This is a genomic window from Streptomyces sp. RLA012, assembly GCF_056270325.1.
On the sequence record NZ_JBWDPA010000002.1, the window covers coordinates 2,289,420 to 2,306,652 of the forward strand.

Here is a 17,233-nt window from a genome sequence, read left to right on the forward strand (position 1 = left end):
GTGACTATTTTTCGACACTCGTGTCAGATTGTCAAGAGTCGGAGCTCACCCTGGCGGCGGACCGGGGTCCAGGACGCCCCCACACGGACCCGCCCGGCCGCGGCCCCAGACCTTGAGGTCGCATCACATGCACGAAGCAGGTCGGCGCCACGTGGAGACTTTGACAAGTGCCCTATGCACTGACAATTCAGCACATATGATGACTTGGTTAGTGCGCGCCGATCCCTGGCCGGTGCCGGTGCATCACTGCGCTGCTCCTCAGCGTGTGACCCAAGTCCTGACATGCCCGGACGCGGGAGCAGGACGGGCACCGGGCTGCTTTGTCAGCGCCCGCATCGGCAGTGGTACATATCGACAGGACCGCGGTGATGGACTCCGGCGCGCATCGACGTCCACCAGCACATGGTTCGGGCCACGTTCGGGCCACATGGGCACGCGCCTTGGAGGGCCGAGGCCTGGACGCCGGCGGGTGGACGATTCCAGTGCTGGAACCCGGCGCAGGCCATGGCGATGGTGGATGAGCAAGGCACTGCCACCGGCACCCTGTCGGTCACCGCACCCGGGGTCCACCTCGGCGACCAGGCGGAGACCCGAGTGCCGGCCCGCACTGTCGACGAATACGGGGCCGAGATGGTCGAGGATCGTCCAGATCGCTTCGGCTTGTTCGCCGACATTCCGCTGCCTGACACGGACGCCGTCGTCGACGAACCGGTCTATGCGCTGGACGACTTGGACGCGGACGGTGTGGTGTTTCTGTCCAATGCCCACAGCCGATATCTGGGAGACCCTGACTTTGAATCGCTCCGGGCCGAGCCCGACCGCCGCGAGGCTGTCGTATTCATCCAACCCGCCCCGCCACCGATGCCGCTACTGGCGGGCACGTCGGCACCACTGGCCGACTACGTCTTCGACACGACCCGCACAGCACTCAACCCTGTACGGCAGCGATCGGCCGTTCGCCCCACAGGAAGCGGGCGTTACTACACGGCTTCCCGGAGGCATTTCCCCACTATGCCTCCGGCCAGGCCGAGACGATCAACCGCCGCAATGCCCAGGCCCTGTTCCCGCCTCGCCAACCGACAAAGCCAGGCGACCCCGAGGGCCATCGGCGGACGGACGCCCCCGCACAGGGGCCGCCCGCCAAGTCACCCCAGGATCGAACCCCCCGGGAGGGGCAAGCGCAGGGCGCCAGAGGCGGCGGTCACCCCTCCCCGGGCAGGAGGCGCTCAAGCGCATCAAGACTGGAGCGCGCCATGGCCAGCGCCGACTTCGCTGAATCCGCCGGTCCCCGCGGGGCATCGTCGGCAGCAACCATGTCGATGGCGGACTGGCTGATCTGGCGGGCCACCGAATCGATGTCGTAGTCCGGACCCGGGTGGTACCACCAGGCCACCCAGTTGCACATGCCAAGGACGCTGAACGCCGCGACCCGCGGATCGAGCGGTTTGAATTCCCCCCGCTCGATACCCTCCTCGATCACACCGGAGAGGGCAGCCAGCACGTCTCGTCGTGCTTGTCGGTGGCGAGAGCGCAGCGGTTCCGGCAGTGCCGACTCAGTCTGATCGTGGACGCGGAACTGTTGCGGCGACTCCGCCCTCTGCCGCACCAGATTGTCAGTCAGTTCGCGCAGCTTCCCCTCCGGCGTGAGGTCCGTACGAGCCTTCAACGCCGCCAGAGTCTCGGCCAACCCGAGACTCATCTGCTCGACCAGCATGGCAAGCAGCTCTTCTTTGCTCGTCACATAGTGGTAGAGGGCTGTACGGGAAACGCCGACGGCTGCGGCAACGTCCTGGAGGGTGGTGGTTTCGTACCCCTTCTCCGCAAAGAGGCGCGTTGCCTTCTCCAGCAGGTCTCGGGTGACGAGGCTACGCCGCGCTGTACTACGACGCGGTGTGTCCGATTCCTTCGACGCAGCCTCTTTCTTCGCCGCGACGCCGCTTTTCCCCGGTGTTTTACCTGCCATGACACCGATCGTAGTCGAACAGAACCACGCATGTCGATAACTCCACCCTCGCGACGAAAGGGGGGCTCCTCACTGCGCGGCGTCACGTTCTCACCGGCAGCTCTATGCCAGGTGGGGCAAGAGGAGAGAGCGCACCATCTGCAGTTCTCGGTTGAGAATCGGCTGCAGATCGGGGCGCGGAGCTGACAACTCGTTGAGGGAGGCGGCGGCCGCTTCCTCAAGCCCGCGCCGCCGCGGGTCACTCTGACCCATTTCTGGCCAGCACTCGGGCTTGAGCGCCGACAAAGCGAGCAGCAGGTACCCCAGGTGTTTTACAGACACGCCGACAGGCCACAATGCTCGGGCTTGATCGCCACTACGTGCCTCTCCGAGCGCCTCCGCTGTGAGTATGTCCAGTTCCACCAAGTCCCGTCGGACGAGGGCGCACAGGCGCGCATGCCCGTCCGAAGGCGTGGCCAGTATCTCGGTGAGGAGGGCCTGCTGGAGATTCACGGAGTGAGCGATGCAGTCTGCGAGGAGGTGGGTGCTGGGGGACGGCAGGAGAACCAGCACCCCCAACACACCGAATACGCAGCCGATGAGAGTCGTGGCGATGCGATCCCAGGACAGCGCCGAGGCGTCGAGCGGGACGGAACTGGAGCCGTGGATCGTCAGGAGCACCATCGGCGTGACGAACAGTATGGCGAGACCATAGTTCCGCGGGAAGGACAGCTCGGCCAGGAAGAAGAGCACGGCCCTCTCTGTCAAAGTGACTCAAGCCAGGCATACTGGATGATTCATTGAGTCGAGGGCGGAGAAGGAGGAGTGCCCGTAGTGGCCGGCACCAACGACCACGGGGCCCCGGATCCGCAGGTGACACCCCGGTCGACCGGGCAGCGGCGGTACTCGGCGGAGTACAAGGCGAGGATCCTGGCCGAGTACGAGACGCTCGACAAGCAGGGCAAGGGTGCCCTGCTGCGGCGGGAGGGTCTGTACTCGTCGCTGATCACGAACTGGCGCCAGCAGCGGGACAACGGCGCGAAGGCGGCGCTCGCCGCCCCTGCGGGCCGGCCGAAGGCGGATCCCAGAGAGAAGGAGATCGCCCGGCTCGAAGCCGAAAATGCCAGGCTCCGCAGCGAGTTGGGCAAGGCCCGCACCGTCATTGAGGTGCAGGGAAAACTCTCCGCGCTGCTGGATCAACTCGCCACGGGCAGCGACGGGACGACGGGCGAGAAGCCGTGACGGCAGCGGGAGGGGTCTTCGAGGCCGCCCGCGCCAAGGCCCTGGAATCGCTGTCGTTGCTGGTGGGACGGGTGCAGGCGTGCGCCGCGCTCGGCCTGAGCCGGGCGACCTGGTATCGGCACCACCGCAGGTCCCCGGCTCCGGTGCGGCAGAAGCGGGAGCGCAAGCGGCATCCGCGGGCTCTGACAGAGACGGAGGAGGCGAAGGTCCTGGCCGTGCTGCGCTCGGCCGAGTTCGTCGACATGGCGCCTGCCGAGATCTGCGCGGTGCTGCTGGACCGCGGCATCTACCTGTGCTCGGAGGCGACGATGTACCGGATCCTGCGCAAGCACGGCGAGGTCCGCGAACGGCGCCGGCAGGCCACGCATCCGCCGCGCAAGAAGCCCGAGCTGATCGCCACCGCACCCAACCGGGTGTGGTCGTGGGACATCACGAAGCTGAAGGGCCCGGTCAAGGGCAGCTATTTCTGCCTCTACACGATCATCGACATCTACAGCCGCTACACGGTCGGCTGGATGGTCGCCGCCTCGGAGAACAAGGAGCTGGCCGAGCAGTTCCTGTCCTCGACGATCGCCAAGTACCCCGTCCGGCAAGGCAAGTTGACGATCCACTCGGATCGCGGTTCGCCGATGATCGCCCACAACGTCGCGCAGATGCTGAACAACCTGGGTGTCACCAAGTCGCACTCTCGGCCCAAGACGTCCAACGACAATCCGTACTCGGAGAGTCAGTACAAGACCCTCAAATACCGGCACGACTTTCCCGGGCGGTTCGGCTGCATCGAGGACGCCCGCGCCTGGTGCACCGGTTTCTTCGACTGGTACAACCTCGCCCACCGGCACTCCGGAATAGCCATGCATACCCCCTTCGACGTGCACTTCGGCCTCGCCGACCAGCTCCGCGAGATGCGCGCCGACGTCCTCACGAGCGTCTACCGCCAGCACCCCGAACGATTCGTCCGCGGGGCACCCGAACCACCGAAACTCCCCGAGGCCGCCTGGATCAACAAGCCCGCCGACCTCCGACACGACGATCAAACGATCCCGGCACAGGGATAGAACGATCTACCTGCCTTGATCGCGTTGACAGGCTCCGCCGCGCCGTGGCCACGAGGTACGACAAACTCGCGGTCCGCTACGAGGCGACCGTCCTGGTTGCAGCCATCAACGAGTGGCTGTGACCGAGCCCTTCGCTCACCTCCTCGTTAGTCTGAGCGATTGTGAACAGGCGGCGGCAAAAGAAACTGTCGGAGCGTCTCGTCGGGGCAGCGACATTCGGCGACAGCGCCCATATCAATGCACTACTGCGAGCCGGGGCCTGCCCGGAGACAAGCAACACCGAGGGCACCACGCCTCTATACGCGGCATCAGTCCACGGAGCCACCGACAACGTCCTCTGTCTGCTGGCAGCCGGGGCCTTGCCCAACACCGAAAGCGGACGCGGCGCGGAAGGCACACCCCTGTGCGCGGCAGCATGCTGGGGCCATACCGAAACGGTGCGTGCACTCCTCACCCACGGCGCCGATCCCAATCTCCACGAAGATCACGGCATGGGCCGTTCGCCGCTTCAATGGGCGACGACCGGGCCCCACCCCGAGACGATCGCCGTGCTTCTCGCGGCAGGTGCCCGACCACACGACCCAGCCACGTGACCCATCCCGTAATTCCAGGTCTCGCCATCCGCTTTCGATACACGCCCTAGAACTCAAGAGACGGCCGGGGGCTTCATGGGGACTGGGATCTACCGGTACCAGTACTTGACGCCCCGGTGGTGCGAGCAGGTGCCGCGGGCGTGGGCGCTGTAGGACCAGGTGCTGTCCTTGCGCTTCGCCGGTGCCCCGCGCGGATGCGGCGGGTTGGCCTTGCAGACGCCCGTGGTGTGCCGGGCGCACGTTGCCGCTGCTGCCCCGGTCGCCGCCGCGACCGGGGCAACGAGCGTGGCCGCCGGTACGGCTGCCGCAACTGCGCTCCGGAATGTGGTCAGTATCAGAGCTTCCCCCTGCTGTGGATTCGGAGGGGCGATCATGGGCCTGGCTGCCGGGAAGAGGCGGCCGGCCGGGTGAGCGGTCACCAGGCTGTGACGGTTGCGGCCCGGTCGTAGCCGCACGTTCGAGTCGTGCGTACATATGCGCGACCTGCATGGATGGCGATCAGGCGCTGTACTGCTCGGGCTTCGGTGTCCGTGACATGAGCGCGGCGGCTGCGTCCGGGACGCTGGTAGTGCCGTCGATCACCGCGGCGAAGACCCCGGTGATCGGATCAGCTGTCGAGTGATCAGCGGAGCGAGCTTCTGGAGCTGTTGGGGGGCGATGGCTTCAGCGGAGACGGATCCGGCTCGGCGGGAGTTCCTGGAAGGGTTCCCGGAGGGCTTTGGACTCGTTGAGGATCCGGCTCTGCTTCACGAGTACAGCCGGACGTGCCTGCGGAGCAGAGCGAAGCTGGCCCGGCCGAACATCTGGCGCTTGGGCATCTTGATCCGGCTGACGTGTCGTTCGAGGACGCCGGGGTCCCAGGGGAGGGTGAGTCCAGCGACGACGGCGTCGAGGTCGCGTTCGAGGTGGGATGCGAAGCGGTGCAGGCTGGGTAGGTCATCGTCATGAACTGGGCGATCCAGGCCGGTAGACGTTCTGCCTGCCTGCCGGAAGGTACGGGGACGGGACCGGTTCGGCGGCGAGTGCCAGCCGATGCTCCGGCTCCGCCTCAAACATCCCGAGGTCGCGATCGCCTGGGCTGACTCCGTCAAGAAGAACTGCACCCCCGCCAGGGCTGCACTGCTCGGCTGCTGGGTGAGGCTCCGCTCAGGAGCAGTTCCACTGGCGTGCCAGGGCGACGGGCGCGAATCGCGAGCAATCATCGGTGGCCGGATAGGCGTCGGAGCCTACGAACCACCACCCGGTGCTGGGGGTGAACCGGAAGAACTGCAGGCCCGAGCCCTCGTCCTGGAGTTGGACCCGGTCGTCGCCTGTCGCGCCGGCACCAGCTTCGAAGCGGACGGCTGCATATAGCGTGGTGCCGCAGCTGCCGTAGTAGAAGTTGCCGGGCTTCGGCTGGATGTGGCTGACCCTCTTGGCGTGCTCCCAGGTTTGGGTCACTGCAGACTTCACGTCAGCGTGGACCGCCAGGTTCTTACATGCGGCAGGGAAGGCAGCGGCGGCACTCGGCGTTGCCGTCGGCCGGGAGGTGCCGGCCATCGCTTTGGCGGTGGGAGCCGGAGAGGTGCTCGCCACCGCGGTCGGGCTGACGGATGCCGTCACCGCCTGCGAGTCCGTCGGTGTGGGCGAGGCCGAGGACGTTGCGGATCCCGACGCACTCCGGGCAGCCGTAGCCGCGGCGCTCGCACTCGCTGCCGAGCCGGAACCGTCGTTGCAGGCCGCCAGGCCCAAACAGGCTGCGAGTGCCAGTGCGGCGGTGGCCACGGCCCGTCCGTAGTCGAAGGTCATGAGTCCCCCACTCCCGACGCGATCTCTCGCGCTCCCGCTTCTCGCCGCAGACTATAGCCCTGGGCCTCGCCCACGGTTCGCCTCGGACCGCATGAGGACGTGCCTCACGTGTCTCAACGACCGAGACCATCGCTGAACTGCGCAGATGTCCGGCGACCACTAGATATCGGCGGCTCCCGGCGACATCAACAGTTTTGCGCTGCCCACGACGTCGTGTACGCAGCGTCACGCTCCACACAACGAGAGCCAGAGCCGGTTCGGCTCTGTCCGCAGTTCCGTGAATCCCCAGGTCAGGGGCGGGAACGAGGGATCGTTTCAGCAGTGTGTTTCCTGCCGTGGCGAGCAAGACGGTTGAGGATGTGCTGTTTCCCGGGATCGATGTGCGAGTGGAGCATGTCAGCGACTCCTCCGGCGCCCTGGTGGTGGAGGCGGTGTCCACCGGTCGGCCGGGCCGGTGCCCGGACTGCCGGAAGCAGGCGAGACGCGTGCACAGCACGTACCAACGCACCCTGGACGAAAGACCGTTGGGCTCGCGGCCAGTCGTGGTCCGGCTCCGGGTGCGCCGGTACTTCTGCGACCGGAAGAGGTGCTCCCGGAAGACGTTCGTCGAGCAGGTGCCGGGCCTGACCGAGCGGCACCGCCGCTCAAGCACCGGGCTGACGGGGTGGCTGCGGTCGATCGTGGTGGAGTTGGGCGGCCGTCCGGCCGCCAGGCTGTGTCGTTGTCTGCGACTGGTCGAGGGCCGGACCCGGCTGCTCAGGCTGCTGACGGCGCCGCCGGTTGAAGGCCGGGCCCCGCGGGTGCTGGGGGTCGACGAGTTCGCCTTCCGCAAGGGCTGCACCTACGGCACCGTGCTGGTCGACGTCGAGGCCGGCCGGGTCGTCGACGTGCTACCCGACCGCACCTCGGAGACGTTCGCGGCCTGACTCAAGGACCATCCCGGCGCGGAGATCATCTGCAGAGACCGAGCCACCGCCTACACGAAGGCGGTCAAGGAGGCCGCCCCCGACGCCCTCGAAGTCGCAGATCGCTGGCACCTGCTGCAGAACCTGTCCGCCGCGGTGGAAAAGACCTGTCACCAGCACCGCGACTGCCTGCGCAAACACACCGAGCAGGAGGCGGAGCCGACCGTGCCGGAACCGGTCCCGATGGAACTGCCGGTGCCGGAACTGCCCCGCACCCAGATTATCGAAAGGACCCGTCACCGATTTGAGGACGTCCACCGCCTGGTGGAGAAGGGCTGGACGATCAGCGCCATCGCCCGCCGCCTGAACCTCGACCGCAAGACCGTACGCCGCTTCCGCGACACCGACCTCGACGAACTCCTGGCCTCCGCACGCGAGCGCCGCCCCAACGGCGTGCTGGAGCCGTTCAAGGCATACCTCAACGCCCGCTTCACCGAGACCCAGGGCCAGGTCAGCGGCACCCGCCTGTTCCAGGAGATCCACGAACGCGGCTACCAGGGCAGCCGCCAAGTCGTCCGCAAGCACCTCGCCGCCCTGCGGGCGGGCACCGCCGAACCGGTCCGGGCCGACATCCCCAGCCCCCGCAAGATCACCTCATGGATCATGCGGCCCCGCGACACCCTCACAGAAAGCCAGGACAAGCGCCTGCTGGAAGTCCGGCTCGCCTGCCCGGACATCACCCGCGCCTGCGACCTCGCCCGCACGTTCGCCGACCTCGTCCGTCACCGGCGCGGATACCTTTCTGGAGTGGATCCGCCAGGCCGAACAGGACGCCCCCAAGCCGATGCAGGGCTTCGCCGGCTCCCTCCGCCAGGACCTCGACGCCGTCACCGCCGGCCTCACCCTCCCGTGGAGTTCAGGCGTCGTCGAAGGCCACGTAAACAGGGTGAAAACGCTCAAGCGAGCCATGTATGGCCGGGCCTCGTTCGAACTCCTCCGGACCCGCATCCTCACCCAGCCATGAGTCCCGGCGTCAGGAAAAGGCACTGGGCGACAGCACAGCATCTACGAAGTCGGTCGGCGGCAAGTAGCTATGGGCTTCGACATAGTGAGCAACCAGTTCAGGAGCAGCGTAGGCGACGTCGTTCCCCATGACGCGCACCTCTGAACTGCCCCGCGGGCAGTCGCCACGCGGTCCGAACAGTCTCGAGGCACACCAAGGGCAGAAGTGATAGCCGCGAGTCTGCTGGGCCCGATGCGTCTGAGTCATACGCTGCAGCACGTCTACCAACCCCGCAGGCGGCTCCCCTTTTGAGTAGTTCTCGCTGCGGCTGAGCCAGCCCACGTTCAGCAGCGGGACACCTCGCCAGCGGCCTGATGCTTCTGGGTCCCAATTGTCCCTGTCGTACGTGTACGGAGTCAGGTCTGCGTAGTAGGTCATGCTGATTGTCTATCAACCAGAGTCGCTCGGATCCCACGCGCCGCAACCGATCAGGCCACAACGCTCAAGAGCATCACGGAACTGCGGCCAGAGCCCTGAAATTCCCAGGGCTGCTCGCGTTCCCTACTTGGTTGCGCGGTGAACGGAGGGCCGGATTCGCCCGCCAGTTGAGGGTTCGGACCGCTCCTCCCCGTCAAGTGCGCCTACGGCGTCAGGTATCCGCTCTGACCGCCGGTACGGCGTGGCATTGCCGCTCTACCGCTCGGCGGTGCCGTCCGCACCGTCAATCTCGTAGATCCGCCCTTGAAGTCGTTCACCGGCCCAGTCCAGCCCGACGCCCAGGTCAAACCAGTGCCGATCCTTGCGGACTTGGGGCGTTGAGAGGTTCACCGCCGCCCAGGAGAACACCCCCAGGAGGATGGAACGCCCGTGCTGCGTTGTGCGCACGGACAACGCAAACGGCGCGGCGAGTGCCGCGCGGGTGACCAACATGACCTGTTCGTCCTCAGAATGTCGACGCCCACCCGTGAGAAACCGGGGCGTTTCAAGGATCTTGACCCACTCGACCACTGCGTCTGCCACCTGGGCGCGCAAGGACTCTTCGATGCCCTTCCGGACGGCGGTCGCGGGATCATCGCCGAGCCAGCCAAGCCAGTGATCAGGATCAGTGAGCTTGCTGAAGTCGTCCTGTGGCACCCCGTGACGGAGATTCTCCTGGCACAGGCTTCCCACTCCGGTGTCACTGCGGCAAGGCCGGTGCCGGCTCCCCGTGCCGCAGGAGATCACCTCGGGTCCTCGCCCTGCGGATGGCGTGCCCGCCCCTGCCTCGCGTCGAGGCGCCGCGAGGCAGGGGCGGCTGCGGGGGCTGTCAGACCCTGGTCCGCGACCCGAGGCTGAGGAGGGTGTAGAGGAGGAGGGAAGAGGCGAGGCCGACGGCCCAGCCGTAGTCGGCGAGGGGCTTGAGGAAGGGGATGAGGCCGTCGGTAGGGAAGGGCCCCTGTGCGGTGCCGTGGGCGTCGACGGTGGAGTAGGAGCCACCGATGGCGAGGACGCCACCGACGAGGAGGGCAAGGAGGGCGCGAAGGTTCCAGCCGGCTGTGTACCAGTAGCGGCCGGCGGGGCGGTAGAGCTCGTCGAGGGCGAGGTGGGTGCGGCGGATGATCCAGTAGTCGGCGATGAGGATGCCCGCGACGGTGCCGAGCAGACCGCCGACGACGCCCAGCCAGGTGAAGATGTAGACATGCGGGTTGGCGATCAGCTTCCACGGCATGATGACGATCCCCACCACACCCGTGATCAGCGCGCCGGTCCGGAAGTTGATGAACCGTGGCACCAGATGCGCCAGGTCGTACGCCGGACTGACGACGTTCGCCGCGATGTTCACCGACAGGGTCGCGACCAGGACCACCAACAGCGCGAACAGCGTCCCCGCAACGCTGTCCATCTTCGCGGCGAGCGCGATCGGGTCCCAGATCGGCACGCCATAAACAGCCTGTGAACCCGAGGTGACCAGCACCGACAGCAGCGCGAACAGCGTCATCGTCGTCGGCAGCCCCAGCGCCTGGCCCCGGATCTGCGCGCGCTGGCTGCCGCCGAAGCGGGTGAAGTCCGGAATGTTGAGCGACAGCGTGGACCAGAAGCCGATCATGCCCATCAGGGACGGGAAGAACACCTTCCAGAAGCCGCTCCCCCACCCCAGCGCCGACGGCTGCGACAGCAGCGGACCGAACCCACCCGCCTTCACCGCGATCCACACCAGCAGCGCCAGCGCGCCCACGATCACGAACGGCGCCGCCCAGTTCTCGAACCGCCGCAGGGTCTCCATCCCTCGGGCGATGACGGCGATCTCCAACGCCCAGAACAGACCGAACGACAGCCACAACGTCCACGGCTGCCCGGCGACATGACCGGCGGTCTGCCAACCTCCGCCGAAGAGCTTCCCGGCCAGCAGGAAGATCCCCTCGCCGCCGATCCAGGTCTGGATACCGAACCAGGCACACGCCACCGCCGCCCGGATCAGCGCCGGCAGGTTCGCACCCCGCAGCCCGAACGACGCCCGCGCGAACACCGGGAACGGGATCCCGTACTTCGTCCCCGCATGCCCCGTGAGCAGCATGGGCACCAGCACGATGAGGTTGGCCAGCCCGATGGTGAAGACCGCCTGCTTCCAGTCCATGCCGAGCGCGACCAACCCGGAGGCCAGGGTCCAGGACGGGATGTTATGAGCCATCCCCACCCAAAGACTCAAATAGTTGTAGACACCCCACGTACGTATCTCGACGGGCACCGGCGCCAGGTCGTCGTTGGTGAACCGGGCGTCGTCCAGGACGACCCCCTCGGCGAGGGCGACTCGCCCATCGGGATAGGTCTGCTGCATCGTGAAGGCATCGGGTCTTGACGGTGCATTGGAGGACATCGAAGCCACCTCGGTTCGCGGAGTCTCGTGCGGGGGAACGTGACCTTCCCGAGGGCTCGACACCGGGCCCTCGGAGGCATACGACGGAGCGGGACGACAGTCAGTCCCTGGTGCTGTCTCGCGGAAAAGGGGGGCCGAGGCCGCAGGAACCGGCTCAACCGGACGCAACAGCAGCCCACAGCGACAGGCTGAACCCGGACGAACCGCACCTTGCGCCTCTCGTCCGGCGCGCACTCCCACGAACCCGCAGGTCAGCACCCCACGCCGATGTTCGTGTCTCCTCTTGCGCGACACAGAGCGCCGAGAAGTTGTACGTGGTCCAGGTGCGCTTCTCCACCGGGACCGGCAGCAGGTCCTCGTTGGCGTAGGGGCCGCTGGGTGCGGGCGCGTCGGGGGCGATCTCCACCCGGCCGTCGGCGAGCGTGACTTGAGCGACGGGCGGGCCCTCGCTGGGGACAGTCTCGGTCATGGGCAGGCCAATCAAGTGAGGAGTGACGGGAAAGGCCGTGCGGGCATCGTGGGGGGGTGCGCGGGGAGCGCCCCGGTCCCCTTCCCGGGACGGCGGGAAGGGGGGTACTGGGGAGAGTGGACAAGGCCTCGACGGCCGCTGTCCCAGCGGTGATTACTGCGGTGTCAGTGACCGTTGACGGCGGGGATGACCTTCGTCCCGTACACGTCGATCACGGTCTCCTGCGCGTCGTGCATGTCGTACACCGCGAACTGGTCGACGCCCAGCTCGCGCAGCGCGTTCAGCTTCTCGATGTGCTGCTCGGCCGTGCCGATCAGACAGAACCGGTCGACGATCTCGTCCGGCACGAACTTGGTGTCGGGGTTGTCGCTGCGCCCGTGGTGGGAGTAGTCGTAGCCCTCGCGTGCCTTGATGTAGTCGGTGAGTTCCTCGGGTACGGCGGCGGAGTGCTCGCCGTACTTGGAGACCAGGTCGGCGACGTGGTTGCCGACCATGCCGCCGAACCAGCGGCACTGCTCACGCGCGTGGGCGAGTGCCTCCGGCGAGTCGTCCTCGGTGATGTACGCGGGCGCGGCCACGCAGATCTTCACCTCGGAGGGGTCGCGCCCCGCCTCGACGGCCGCGTCCTTCACGGCCTTGACCATGTACTCGGTGAGGTACAGGTCGGCGAGCTGGAGGATGAAACCGTCGGCCTCCTCGCCCGTCATCTTCAGCGCCTTGGGACCGTACGCGGCCATCCAGACCGGGAGTTCGGCACCCGGCCTGACCCAGGGGAACTTGATGACGGTGCCGCCGAGATCGGCCTCCTCGCCACGGCCGAGGGCGCGGATGACCTTCATCGCGCCGCTGATCCGGGCGAGGGTGTTGGGCTTGCGTCCGGCGACACGCATCGCCGAGTCGCCGCGCCCGATGCCGCACACCGTGCGGTTGCCGTACATGTCGTTGAGCGTCGCGAAGGTGGAGGCGGTGACCTCCCAGGTGCGGGTGCCCGGGTTGGTGACCATCGGGCCGACCGTCAAGTTCTCGGTGTTCGCGAGGATCTGACTGTAGATCACAAAGGGTTCCTGCCACAGCACGGCCGAGTCGAAGGTCCAGCCGTAGGTGAAGCCGTTGCCCTCGGCGCGCTTCATCAGGTCGATGACGCGGGAGGCCGGGGGGTCGGTCTGCAGGACGAGTCCGAAGTCCATGGCGCCACTCCTAGTCGCTCAGAGAAGGTACTGACAGGTGGAGCGGGGGGTGTAGACGCCGTGACCCGCGCGTCCGGTGAACTCCCGCTCGGTGATGACCGGTTCGCCGCGCGAGAGCACGGTCTCGACCTGCCCGGTGACACGCTTGCCCTCGTACGCCGAGTAGTCGACGTTCATGTGGTGGGTCTCGACCGACATGACCTGCTCGGCGCGCGGGTCGTAGATGACGATGTCGGCGTCGGCGCCCGGCGCGATGGTGCCCTTCTTCGGGTACAGGCCGAACATCCGGGCCGGGGTGGCGCAGGCGATCTCGATCCAGCGGCGGCGCGAGATGTGCCCGTCGACGACGGCCTGGTGGAGCAGGTCCATGCGGTTCTCGACGCCGGGGAGGCCGTTGGGGATCTTCGAGAAGTCGCCCCGGCCGAGCTCCTTCTGGCCCACGAAGCAGAAGGGGCAGTGGTCCGTCGACACGACCTGGAGGTCGTTGGTGCGCAGGCCCCGCCACAGGGCGGCCTGGTGCTCCTTGGGCCGAAGGGGCGTGCTGCACACGTACTTCGAGCCCTCGAAGTCCGGTTCCGCGAGGTTGTCGGTCGACAGGAACAGATACTGCGGGCAGGTCTCGCCGAAGACGTTCAGGCCCTCGTCGCGCGCCCGTGCGATCTCGGCGACCGCCTCCTGCGCCGAGACGTGCACGACGTACAGCGGAGCGCCCGCGACCTGCGCGAGCTTGATGGCCCGGTGGGTGGCCTCGGCCTCCAGCAGCGCCTTGCGGACCTCCCCGTGGTAGCGCGGGTCGGTCTCGCCGCGCGCCAGCGCCTGTTCCACGAGGACGTCGATCGCGATGCCGTTCTCGGCGTGCATCATGATCAGGCCGCCGTTCTCGGCGGAGCGCTGCATGGCGCGCAGGATCTGGCCGTCGTCGCTGTAGAAGACGCCGGGGTAGGCCATGAACTGCTTGAAGGAGGTGACGCCCTCCTGGACCAGCAGGTCCATCTCCTTGAGCGTCTCCTGGTTGACGTCGGAGACGATCATGTGGAAGGCGTAGTCGATGGCGCAGTTGCCGTCGGCCTTGGCGTTCCAGGCGTCGAGGCCTTCGCGCAGCGAGTGGCCGACGCTCTGCACCGCGAAGTCGACGATGGTGGTGGTGCCGCCCCAGGCCGCGGCCCGGGTGCCCGTCTCGAAGGTGTCCGAGGCGAAGGTGCCGCCGAAGGGCAGCTCCATGTGGGTGTGGGCGTCGACGCCGCCCGGGATGACGTACTTGCCGGTGGCGTCGATGGTCCGCTCGGCCGTCCACGACTCGGCGGTCGGGGTGCCGGTCGCGGCGAGGGCGACGACCCGGCCGTCCGCGATCAGGACATCGGTGTGCATCTCGTCGGACGCGGTGATGACGAGGCCATTACGGATGACGGTACGACTGCTCATGCTCCCTCTCTCCTGCCGTGCGCTGAAAACTGCGGGTCACTCGTGGCTGGTCGCGCCCACGCGGCGGGGCCGCGCGATGCCACAGCCCCGCGCCCCTTCGGGGGGCGCGGGAAGCCCGGCGGACTCCAGGGCGCCGCCGGGGCTACGGCGCGGTCAGCGGCTCGTACGCCTCGGGACGGCGGTCCCGGTAGAACTGCCAGCGGTCGCGCACCTCGCGCAGCTTGGCCATGTCGAGGTCGCGGACCACGAGTTCGGTCTCCTTGTCGCCGGCCACCTCCCCGACGAACTGGGCCTCCGGGTCGACGAAGTACGACGTTCCGTAGAAGTCGTTGTCGCCCAGCTCCTCCACGCCCACGCGGTTGATGGCGGCCACGAAGTACTCGTTGGCGACGGCCGCCGCCGGCTGCTCCAGCTGCCACAGATAGGCGGACAGCCCGCGCGAGGTGGCCGACGGGTTGAACACGATCTCGGCGCCCGCGAGGCCCAGCGCACGCCAGCCCTCCGGGAAGTGCCGGTCGTAGCAGATGTAGACGCCGATCTTGCCGACGGCGGTGTCGAAGACCGGCCAGCCGACGTTGCCGGGACGGAAGTAGAACTTCTCCCAGAAGCCCTCGACCTGCGGGATGTGGTGCTTGCGGTACTTGCCGAGGTACGAGCCGTCCGCGTCGATCACGGCGGCCGTGTTGTAGAGGACGCCGGGCTGCTCCTCCTCGTACATCGGCAGTACGAGGACGAGGCCCAGCTCCTTGGCCAGCGCCTGGAAGCGCCGGACGATCGGGCCTTCGGGGATCTGCTCGGCGTACTCGTAGAACGCCTTGTCCTGGACCTGGCAGAAATAGGGCCCGTAGAAGAGCTCCTGGAAGCACAGCACCTGTGCGCCCTGCGCGGCCGCGTCGCGGGCCGCCTGCTCGTGCACCTGGATCATCGACTCCTTGTCGCCCGTCCAGGCAGTCTGGAAGACGGCGGCGCGGATCACTCTGCTCATCGGGACCTCCGGTCGCTCGGTGTGCGAGGAGCCTAGGAAGCCCTGAGGGTGGGTTTGAGGTGCACCGTGTCACGTCTGAAGCGCTGTGCCGTTCCACGGTGTCACCCCCACGTAGTCCCATGTTTCACCTGAGTCGTCCTGTGTTTCACCGTTGTTGCGCATCGTGCGCGAGCAGTGCGATGTGTACGGACGCGGCCTGCTCGAAGTCGTCGAGGTCGACGCCGAGACGGCCCTCTATGGCCTCCAGACGTCGGTACAGCGCGGGCCTGCTGACGTGGTGGAGCTGTGCGGTGCGGGACTTGTTGCGGCCGGTCGCGAGGTAGGTCCGCAGCACGGGCAGCAGCTCCGGCTCGGCGTCCGCCCCGCACAGCAGCCCGTCCAACTCCCGCTCGGCGAAGGACTGGACGTGCGGATCGTCGCGCAACAGCCGTATCAGCCCGCGCAGATGGACGTCCCGCAGCCGTACCAGCACGGGCTGGTCCTGGTCGGCGGGTGTGTCGGCGGCAGCCTCCGCGACGTGCAGCGCCTCGCGCAGACCGCCGGGCACGTCGTCCCACGCGGTACGCGGCGGGGCGGCGGCCACGGTCGTACGGACCCCGCTCTCGTGCCGCAGCCGTACGGCGAAGTGCGCGGCCAGCGCCTCCGCGTCCTGGTCGCGGGCCAGGCTGAGCAGCACCGCGGTGGACCCGTCGGCCAGCTCTGCGACCAGCCCGGGAAGCCCCAACAGCCGTAGCACCCGGTCGAGTTGGGCGGGATCGCCGTCCCGCACCACCAGCGGCACGAAGGTCCGCCGGTTGACGGGCAGTCCGGCCGCCCGGGCCCGCGGAAGCAGTTGCCGGGCCGGTACGACCCCGCTCACCAGGTCGATGAGCAGGCTCTGCGCGGACTCCTCCTCCCAGGTGTGCGCGGAGCCGCCGAGCATCCGGTGCAGGACCAGGGCCTCGGCGGCGCGGTCGGCGAGCAGCCGTCCGGTGGCGGCGTCGCCGCGGTAGCCGCACAGCACGATGCGGCCCCAGCGCTCGCCGCGGCCGCCCAGTTCGGCGCGGACCCAGCCGTCGCCCTCGGTGCCGCCCGCCTGTCGGGCGATGCGCTCCCAGTCGCGCAGTACATCGTCGACGGCGGACCGCTCCCCCGCCGTGGCGAGCACCCGGTGCGCGAGGTTGGTGACGACGACCGGACAGGCGGCGTGCCCGGCGATCTCGTCGAGCATCCGCTGCAGCGGCGCGCCCGAGGTGATGAGCCCGGTGAGCGTCGTCCGTACGGCCTCGGAGAGGCTGACGGCCGCGAACTTGCTGCGGACGAGGCGGGACTGGACCTCTTCGGTCAACTCCGCGAAGGGGAAGGGGCGGTGCAGTACGACCATCGGCAGCCCGCACCGCTCGGCGGCCCGGCGCATCACGTCCGGCGGCGCGGGGAAGGCCCGGCCCAGCCCGAGCACCACGGCGGCGGCCTCGGCGCGGTGCAGCGAACGGATGTACTCGGCCTGCGCGTCCGGGTTCCCGGCCAGCAACACCCCGGTGGTGAGCACCATTTCGCCGCCGCTGAGCATGACGCCCACATCGGCGGCCTCGGCGACGTGCACCCAGCGCACGGCGCGGTCGAGATGGCCCGCGCCGGCCACCACCTCGGGCTCTCCGGCGAGCACCCGGTCCAGGGCGAGGACCTGGCGTACCGACAGGGCGGGTTCCCAGGCGGTGGCGGTGGTCATGGCGCGTTCCCTTGCTCGGTGTCCTACCGGGTACCCGGGCCCGCGTGTGCCGCCCGGCCGGGCACCCGCCGCCCGGC

At 68.1% G+C, this 17,233-nt stretch carries 15 protein-coding genes and 4 pseudogenes; 6 read left to right on the plus strand and 13 right to left on the minus strand.

Annotated features, from left to right (window positions below; translation table 11 throughout):
• Positions 1–1,201: 1,201 nt before the first annotated feature.
• Together RV986_RS10755 and RV986_RS10760 are read right to left on the minus strand one after the other, a co-directional pair.
• On the minus strand, positions 1,202–1,963 hold the full coding sequence (locus RV986_RS10755; RefSeq protein ID WP_475917167.1) for a TetR/AcrR family transcriptional regulator: 762 nt from the start codon (positions 1,961–1,963) through the stop codon (positions 1,202–1,204).
• A gap of 102 nt (positions 1,964–2,065) precedes the next feature.
• Positions 2,066–2,695, minus strand: a complete 630-nt coding sequence (locus RV986_RS10760) for an FUSC family protein (RefSeq protein WP_475917168.1) — start codon at positions 2,693–2,695, stop codon at positions 2,066–2,068.
• 72 nt (positions 2,696–2,767) lie between these two features.
• Here RV986_RS10760 and RV986_RS10765 point away from each other — a divergent pair.
• Both RV986_RS10765 and RV986_RS10770 read left to right on the plus strand, forming a co-directional pair.
• Positions 2,768–4,242 (plus strand): IS3 family transposase gene (locus RV986_RS10765; protein ID WP_475916898.1). Its coding sequence is split into 2 segments (ribosomal slippage): positions 2,768–3,116 and positions 3,116–4,242, totalling 1,476 coding nucleotides; the frame shifts between segments, so codons are not numbered across the junction.
• Positions 4,243–4,403: 161 nt separating this feature from the next.
• On the plus strand, positions 4,404–4,835 hold the full coding sequence (locus tag RV986_RS10770; protein ID WP_475917169.1) for an ankyrin repeat domain-containing protein: 432 nt from the start codon (positions 4,404–4,406) through the stop codon (positions 4,833–4,835).
• Between the two features lie 89 nt (positions 4,836–4,924).
• Here the strand turns inward: RV986_RS10770 and RV986_RS10775 are convergent, their stop codons facing one another.
• A complete protein-coding gene (locus tag RV986_RS10775; RefSeq protein ID WP_475917170.1) occupies positions 4,925–5,209 on the minus strand; it encodes a DUF3761 domain-containing protein in 285 nt (94 codons plus the stop codon).
• Positions 5,210–5,322: 113 nt separating this feature from the next.
• Between RV986_RS10775 and RV986_RS10780 the strand changes: the two genes are divergently transcribed.
• A complete protein-coding gene (locus RV986_RS10780) occupies positions 5,323–5,457 on the plus strand; it encodes a hypothetical protein (RefSeq protein ID WP_475917171.1) in 135 nt (44 codons plus the stop codon).
• A 124-nt stretch (positions 5,458–5,581) separates the two neighbouring features.
• On the opposite strand, the pseudogene RV986_RS10785 reads toward RV986_RS10780, so the two are convergent.
• Positions 5,582–5,805: pseudogene (locus RV986_RS10785) on the minus strand (ISL3 family transposase); the annotation flags it as partial.
• A 176-nt stretch (positions 5,806–5,981) separates the two neighbouring features.
• Positions 5,982–6,275, minus strand: coding sequence for a hypothetical protein (locus RV986_RS10790; RefSeq protein ID WP_217565981.1), 294 nt, complete (start codon positions 6,273–6,275; stop codon positions 5,982–5,984).
• A gap of 88 nt (positions 6,276–6,363) precedes the next feature.
• On the opposite strand from RV986_RS10790, the gene RV986_RS10795 reads away from it, so the two are divergent.
• From RV986_RS10795 to RV986_RS10805, 3 genes and pseudogenes are all read left to right on the plus strand, one after another.
• Positions 6,364–6,612, plus strand: a complete 249-nt coding sequence (locus RV986_RS10795; RefSeq protein ID WP_475917172.1) for a hypothetical protein — start codon at positions 6,364–6,366, stop codon at positions 6,610–6,612.
• A gap of 442 nt (positions 6,613–7,054) precedes the next feature.
• Positions 7,055–7,678: pseudogene (locus tag RV986_RS10800) on the plus strand (ISL3 family transposase); the annotation flags it as partial.
• A 649-nt stretch (positions 7,679–8,327) separates the two neighbouring features.
• Positions 8,328–8,552 (plus strand): annotated as a pseudogene (locus tag RV986_RS10805) (transposase); the annotation flags it as partial.
• 9 nt (positions 8,553–8,561) lie between these two features.
• On the opposite strand, the gene RV986_RS10810 reads toward RV986_RS10805, so the two are convergent.
• The 8 genes and pseudogenes from RV986_RS10810 to RV986_RS10845 all read right to left on the minus strand — a co-directional run bounded on the left by RV986_RS10810 (position 8,562) and on the right by RV986_RS10845 (position 17,156).
• Complete coding sequence (locus tag RV986_RS10810) at positions 8,562–8,969, minus strand: DUF7919 family protein (RefSeq protein ID WP_475917173.1); 408 nt, start codon at positions 8,967–8,969, stop codon at positions 8,562–8,564.
• 255 nt (positions 8,970–9,224) lie between these two features.
• A complete protein-coding gene (locus tag RV986_RS10815; protein ID WP_475917174.1) occupies positions 9,225–9,665 on the minus strand; it encodes a hypothetical protein in 441 nt (146 codons plus the stop codon).
• Between the two features lie 172 nt (positions 9,666–9,837).
• Positions 9,838–11,385 (minus strand): NCS1 family nucleobase:cation symporter-1, encoded by a 1,548-nt coding sequence (locus RV986_RS10820; RefSeq protein ID WP_475917175.1) that lies wholly within the window; start codon positions 11,383–11,385, stop codon positions 9,838–9,840.
• Positions 11,386–11,644: 259 nt separating this feature from the next.
• Positions 11,645–11,854: pseudogene (locus RV986_RS10825) on the minus strand (nitrate reductase); the annotation flags it as partial.
• Positions 11,855–12,018: 164 nt separating this feature from the next.
• Positions 12,019–13,041, minus strand: a complete 1,023-nt coding sequence (locus RV986_RS10830; RefSeq protein WP_475917176.1) for a TIGR03842 family LLM class F420-dependent oxidoreductase — start codon at positions 13,039–13,041, stop codon at positions 12,019–12,021.
• 18 nt (positions 13,042–13,059) lie between these two features.
• A complete protein-coding gene (gene hydA, locus RV986_RS10835; RefSeq protein ID WP_475917177.1) occupies positions 13,060–14,463 on the minus strand; it encodes a dihydropyrimidinase in 1,404 nt (467 codons plus the stop codon).
• 142 nt (positions 14,464–14,605) lie between these two features.
• Positions 14,606–15,448 (minus strand): nitrilase-related carbon-nitrogen hydrolase, encoded by an 843-nt coding sequence (locus RV986_RS10840; RefSeq protein ID WP_475917178.1) that lies wholly within the window; start codon positions 15,446–15,448, stop codon positions 14,606–14,608.
• Positions 15,449–15,593: 145 nt separating this feature from the next.
• Complete coding sequence (locus tag RV986_RS10845; protein WP_475917179.1) at positions 15,594–17,156, minus strand: PucR family transcriptional regulator; 1,563 nt, start codon at positions 17,154–17,156, stop codon at positions 15,594–15,596.
• Between the last annotated feature and the right edge of the window lie 77 nt (positions 17,157–17,233).

What these genes read in the sequence shown, in the direction of transcription:
- RV986_RS10755 (WP_475917167.1), bottom strand. Translation starts at nt 1,963, where the DNA reads ATGGCAGGTAAAACACCGGGGAAAAGCGGCGTCGCGGCGAAGAAAGAG.
- RV986_RS10775 (WP_475917170.1), bottom strand. Translation starts at nt 5,209, where the DNA reads ATGATCGCCCCTCCGAATCCACAGCAGGGGGAAGCTCTGATACTGACC.
- RV986_RS10780 (WP_475917171.1), top strand. Translation starts at nt 5,323, where the DNA reads ATGGATGGCGATCAGGCGCTGTACTGCTCGGGCTTCGGTGTCCGTGAC.
- RV986_RS10810 (WP_475917173.1), bottom strand. Translation starts at nt 8,969, where the DNA reads ATGACCTACTACGCAGACCTGACTCCGTACACGTACGACAGGGACAAT.
- RV986_RS10820 (WP_475917175.1), bottom strand. Translation starts at nt 11,385, where the DNA reads ATGTCCTCCAATGCACCGTCAAGACCCGATGCCTTCACGATGCAGCAG.
- RV986_RS10830 (WP_475917176.1), bottom strand. Translation starts at nt 13,041, where the DNA reads ATGGACTTCGGACTCGTCCTGCAGACCGACCCCCCGGCCTCCCGCGTC.
- hydA (WP_475917177.1), bottom strand. Translation starts at nt 14,463, where the DNA reads ATGAGCAGTCGTACCGTCATCCGTAATGGCCTCGTCATCACCGCGTCC.
- RV986_RS10840 (WP_475917178.1), bottom strand. Translation starts at nt 15,448, where the DNA reads ATGAGCAGAGTGATCCGCGCCGCCGTCTTCCAGACTGCCTGGACGGGC.
- RV986_RS10845 (WP_475917179.1), bottom strand. Translation starts at nt 17,156, where the DNA reads ATGACCACCGCCACCGCCTGGGAACCCGCCCTGTCGGTACGCCAGGTC.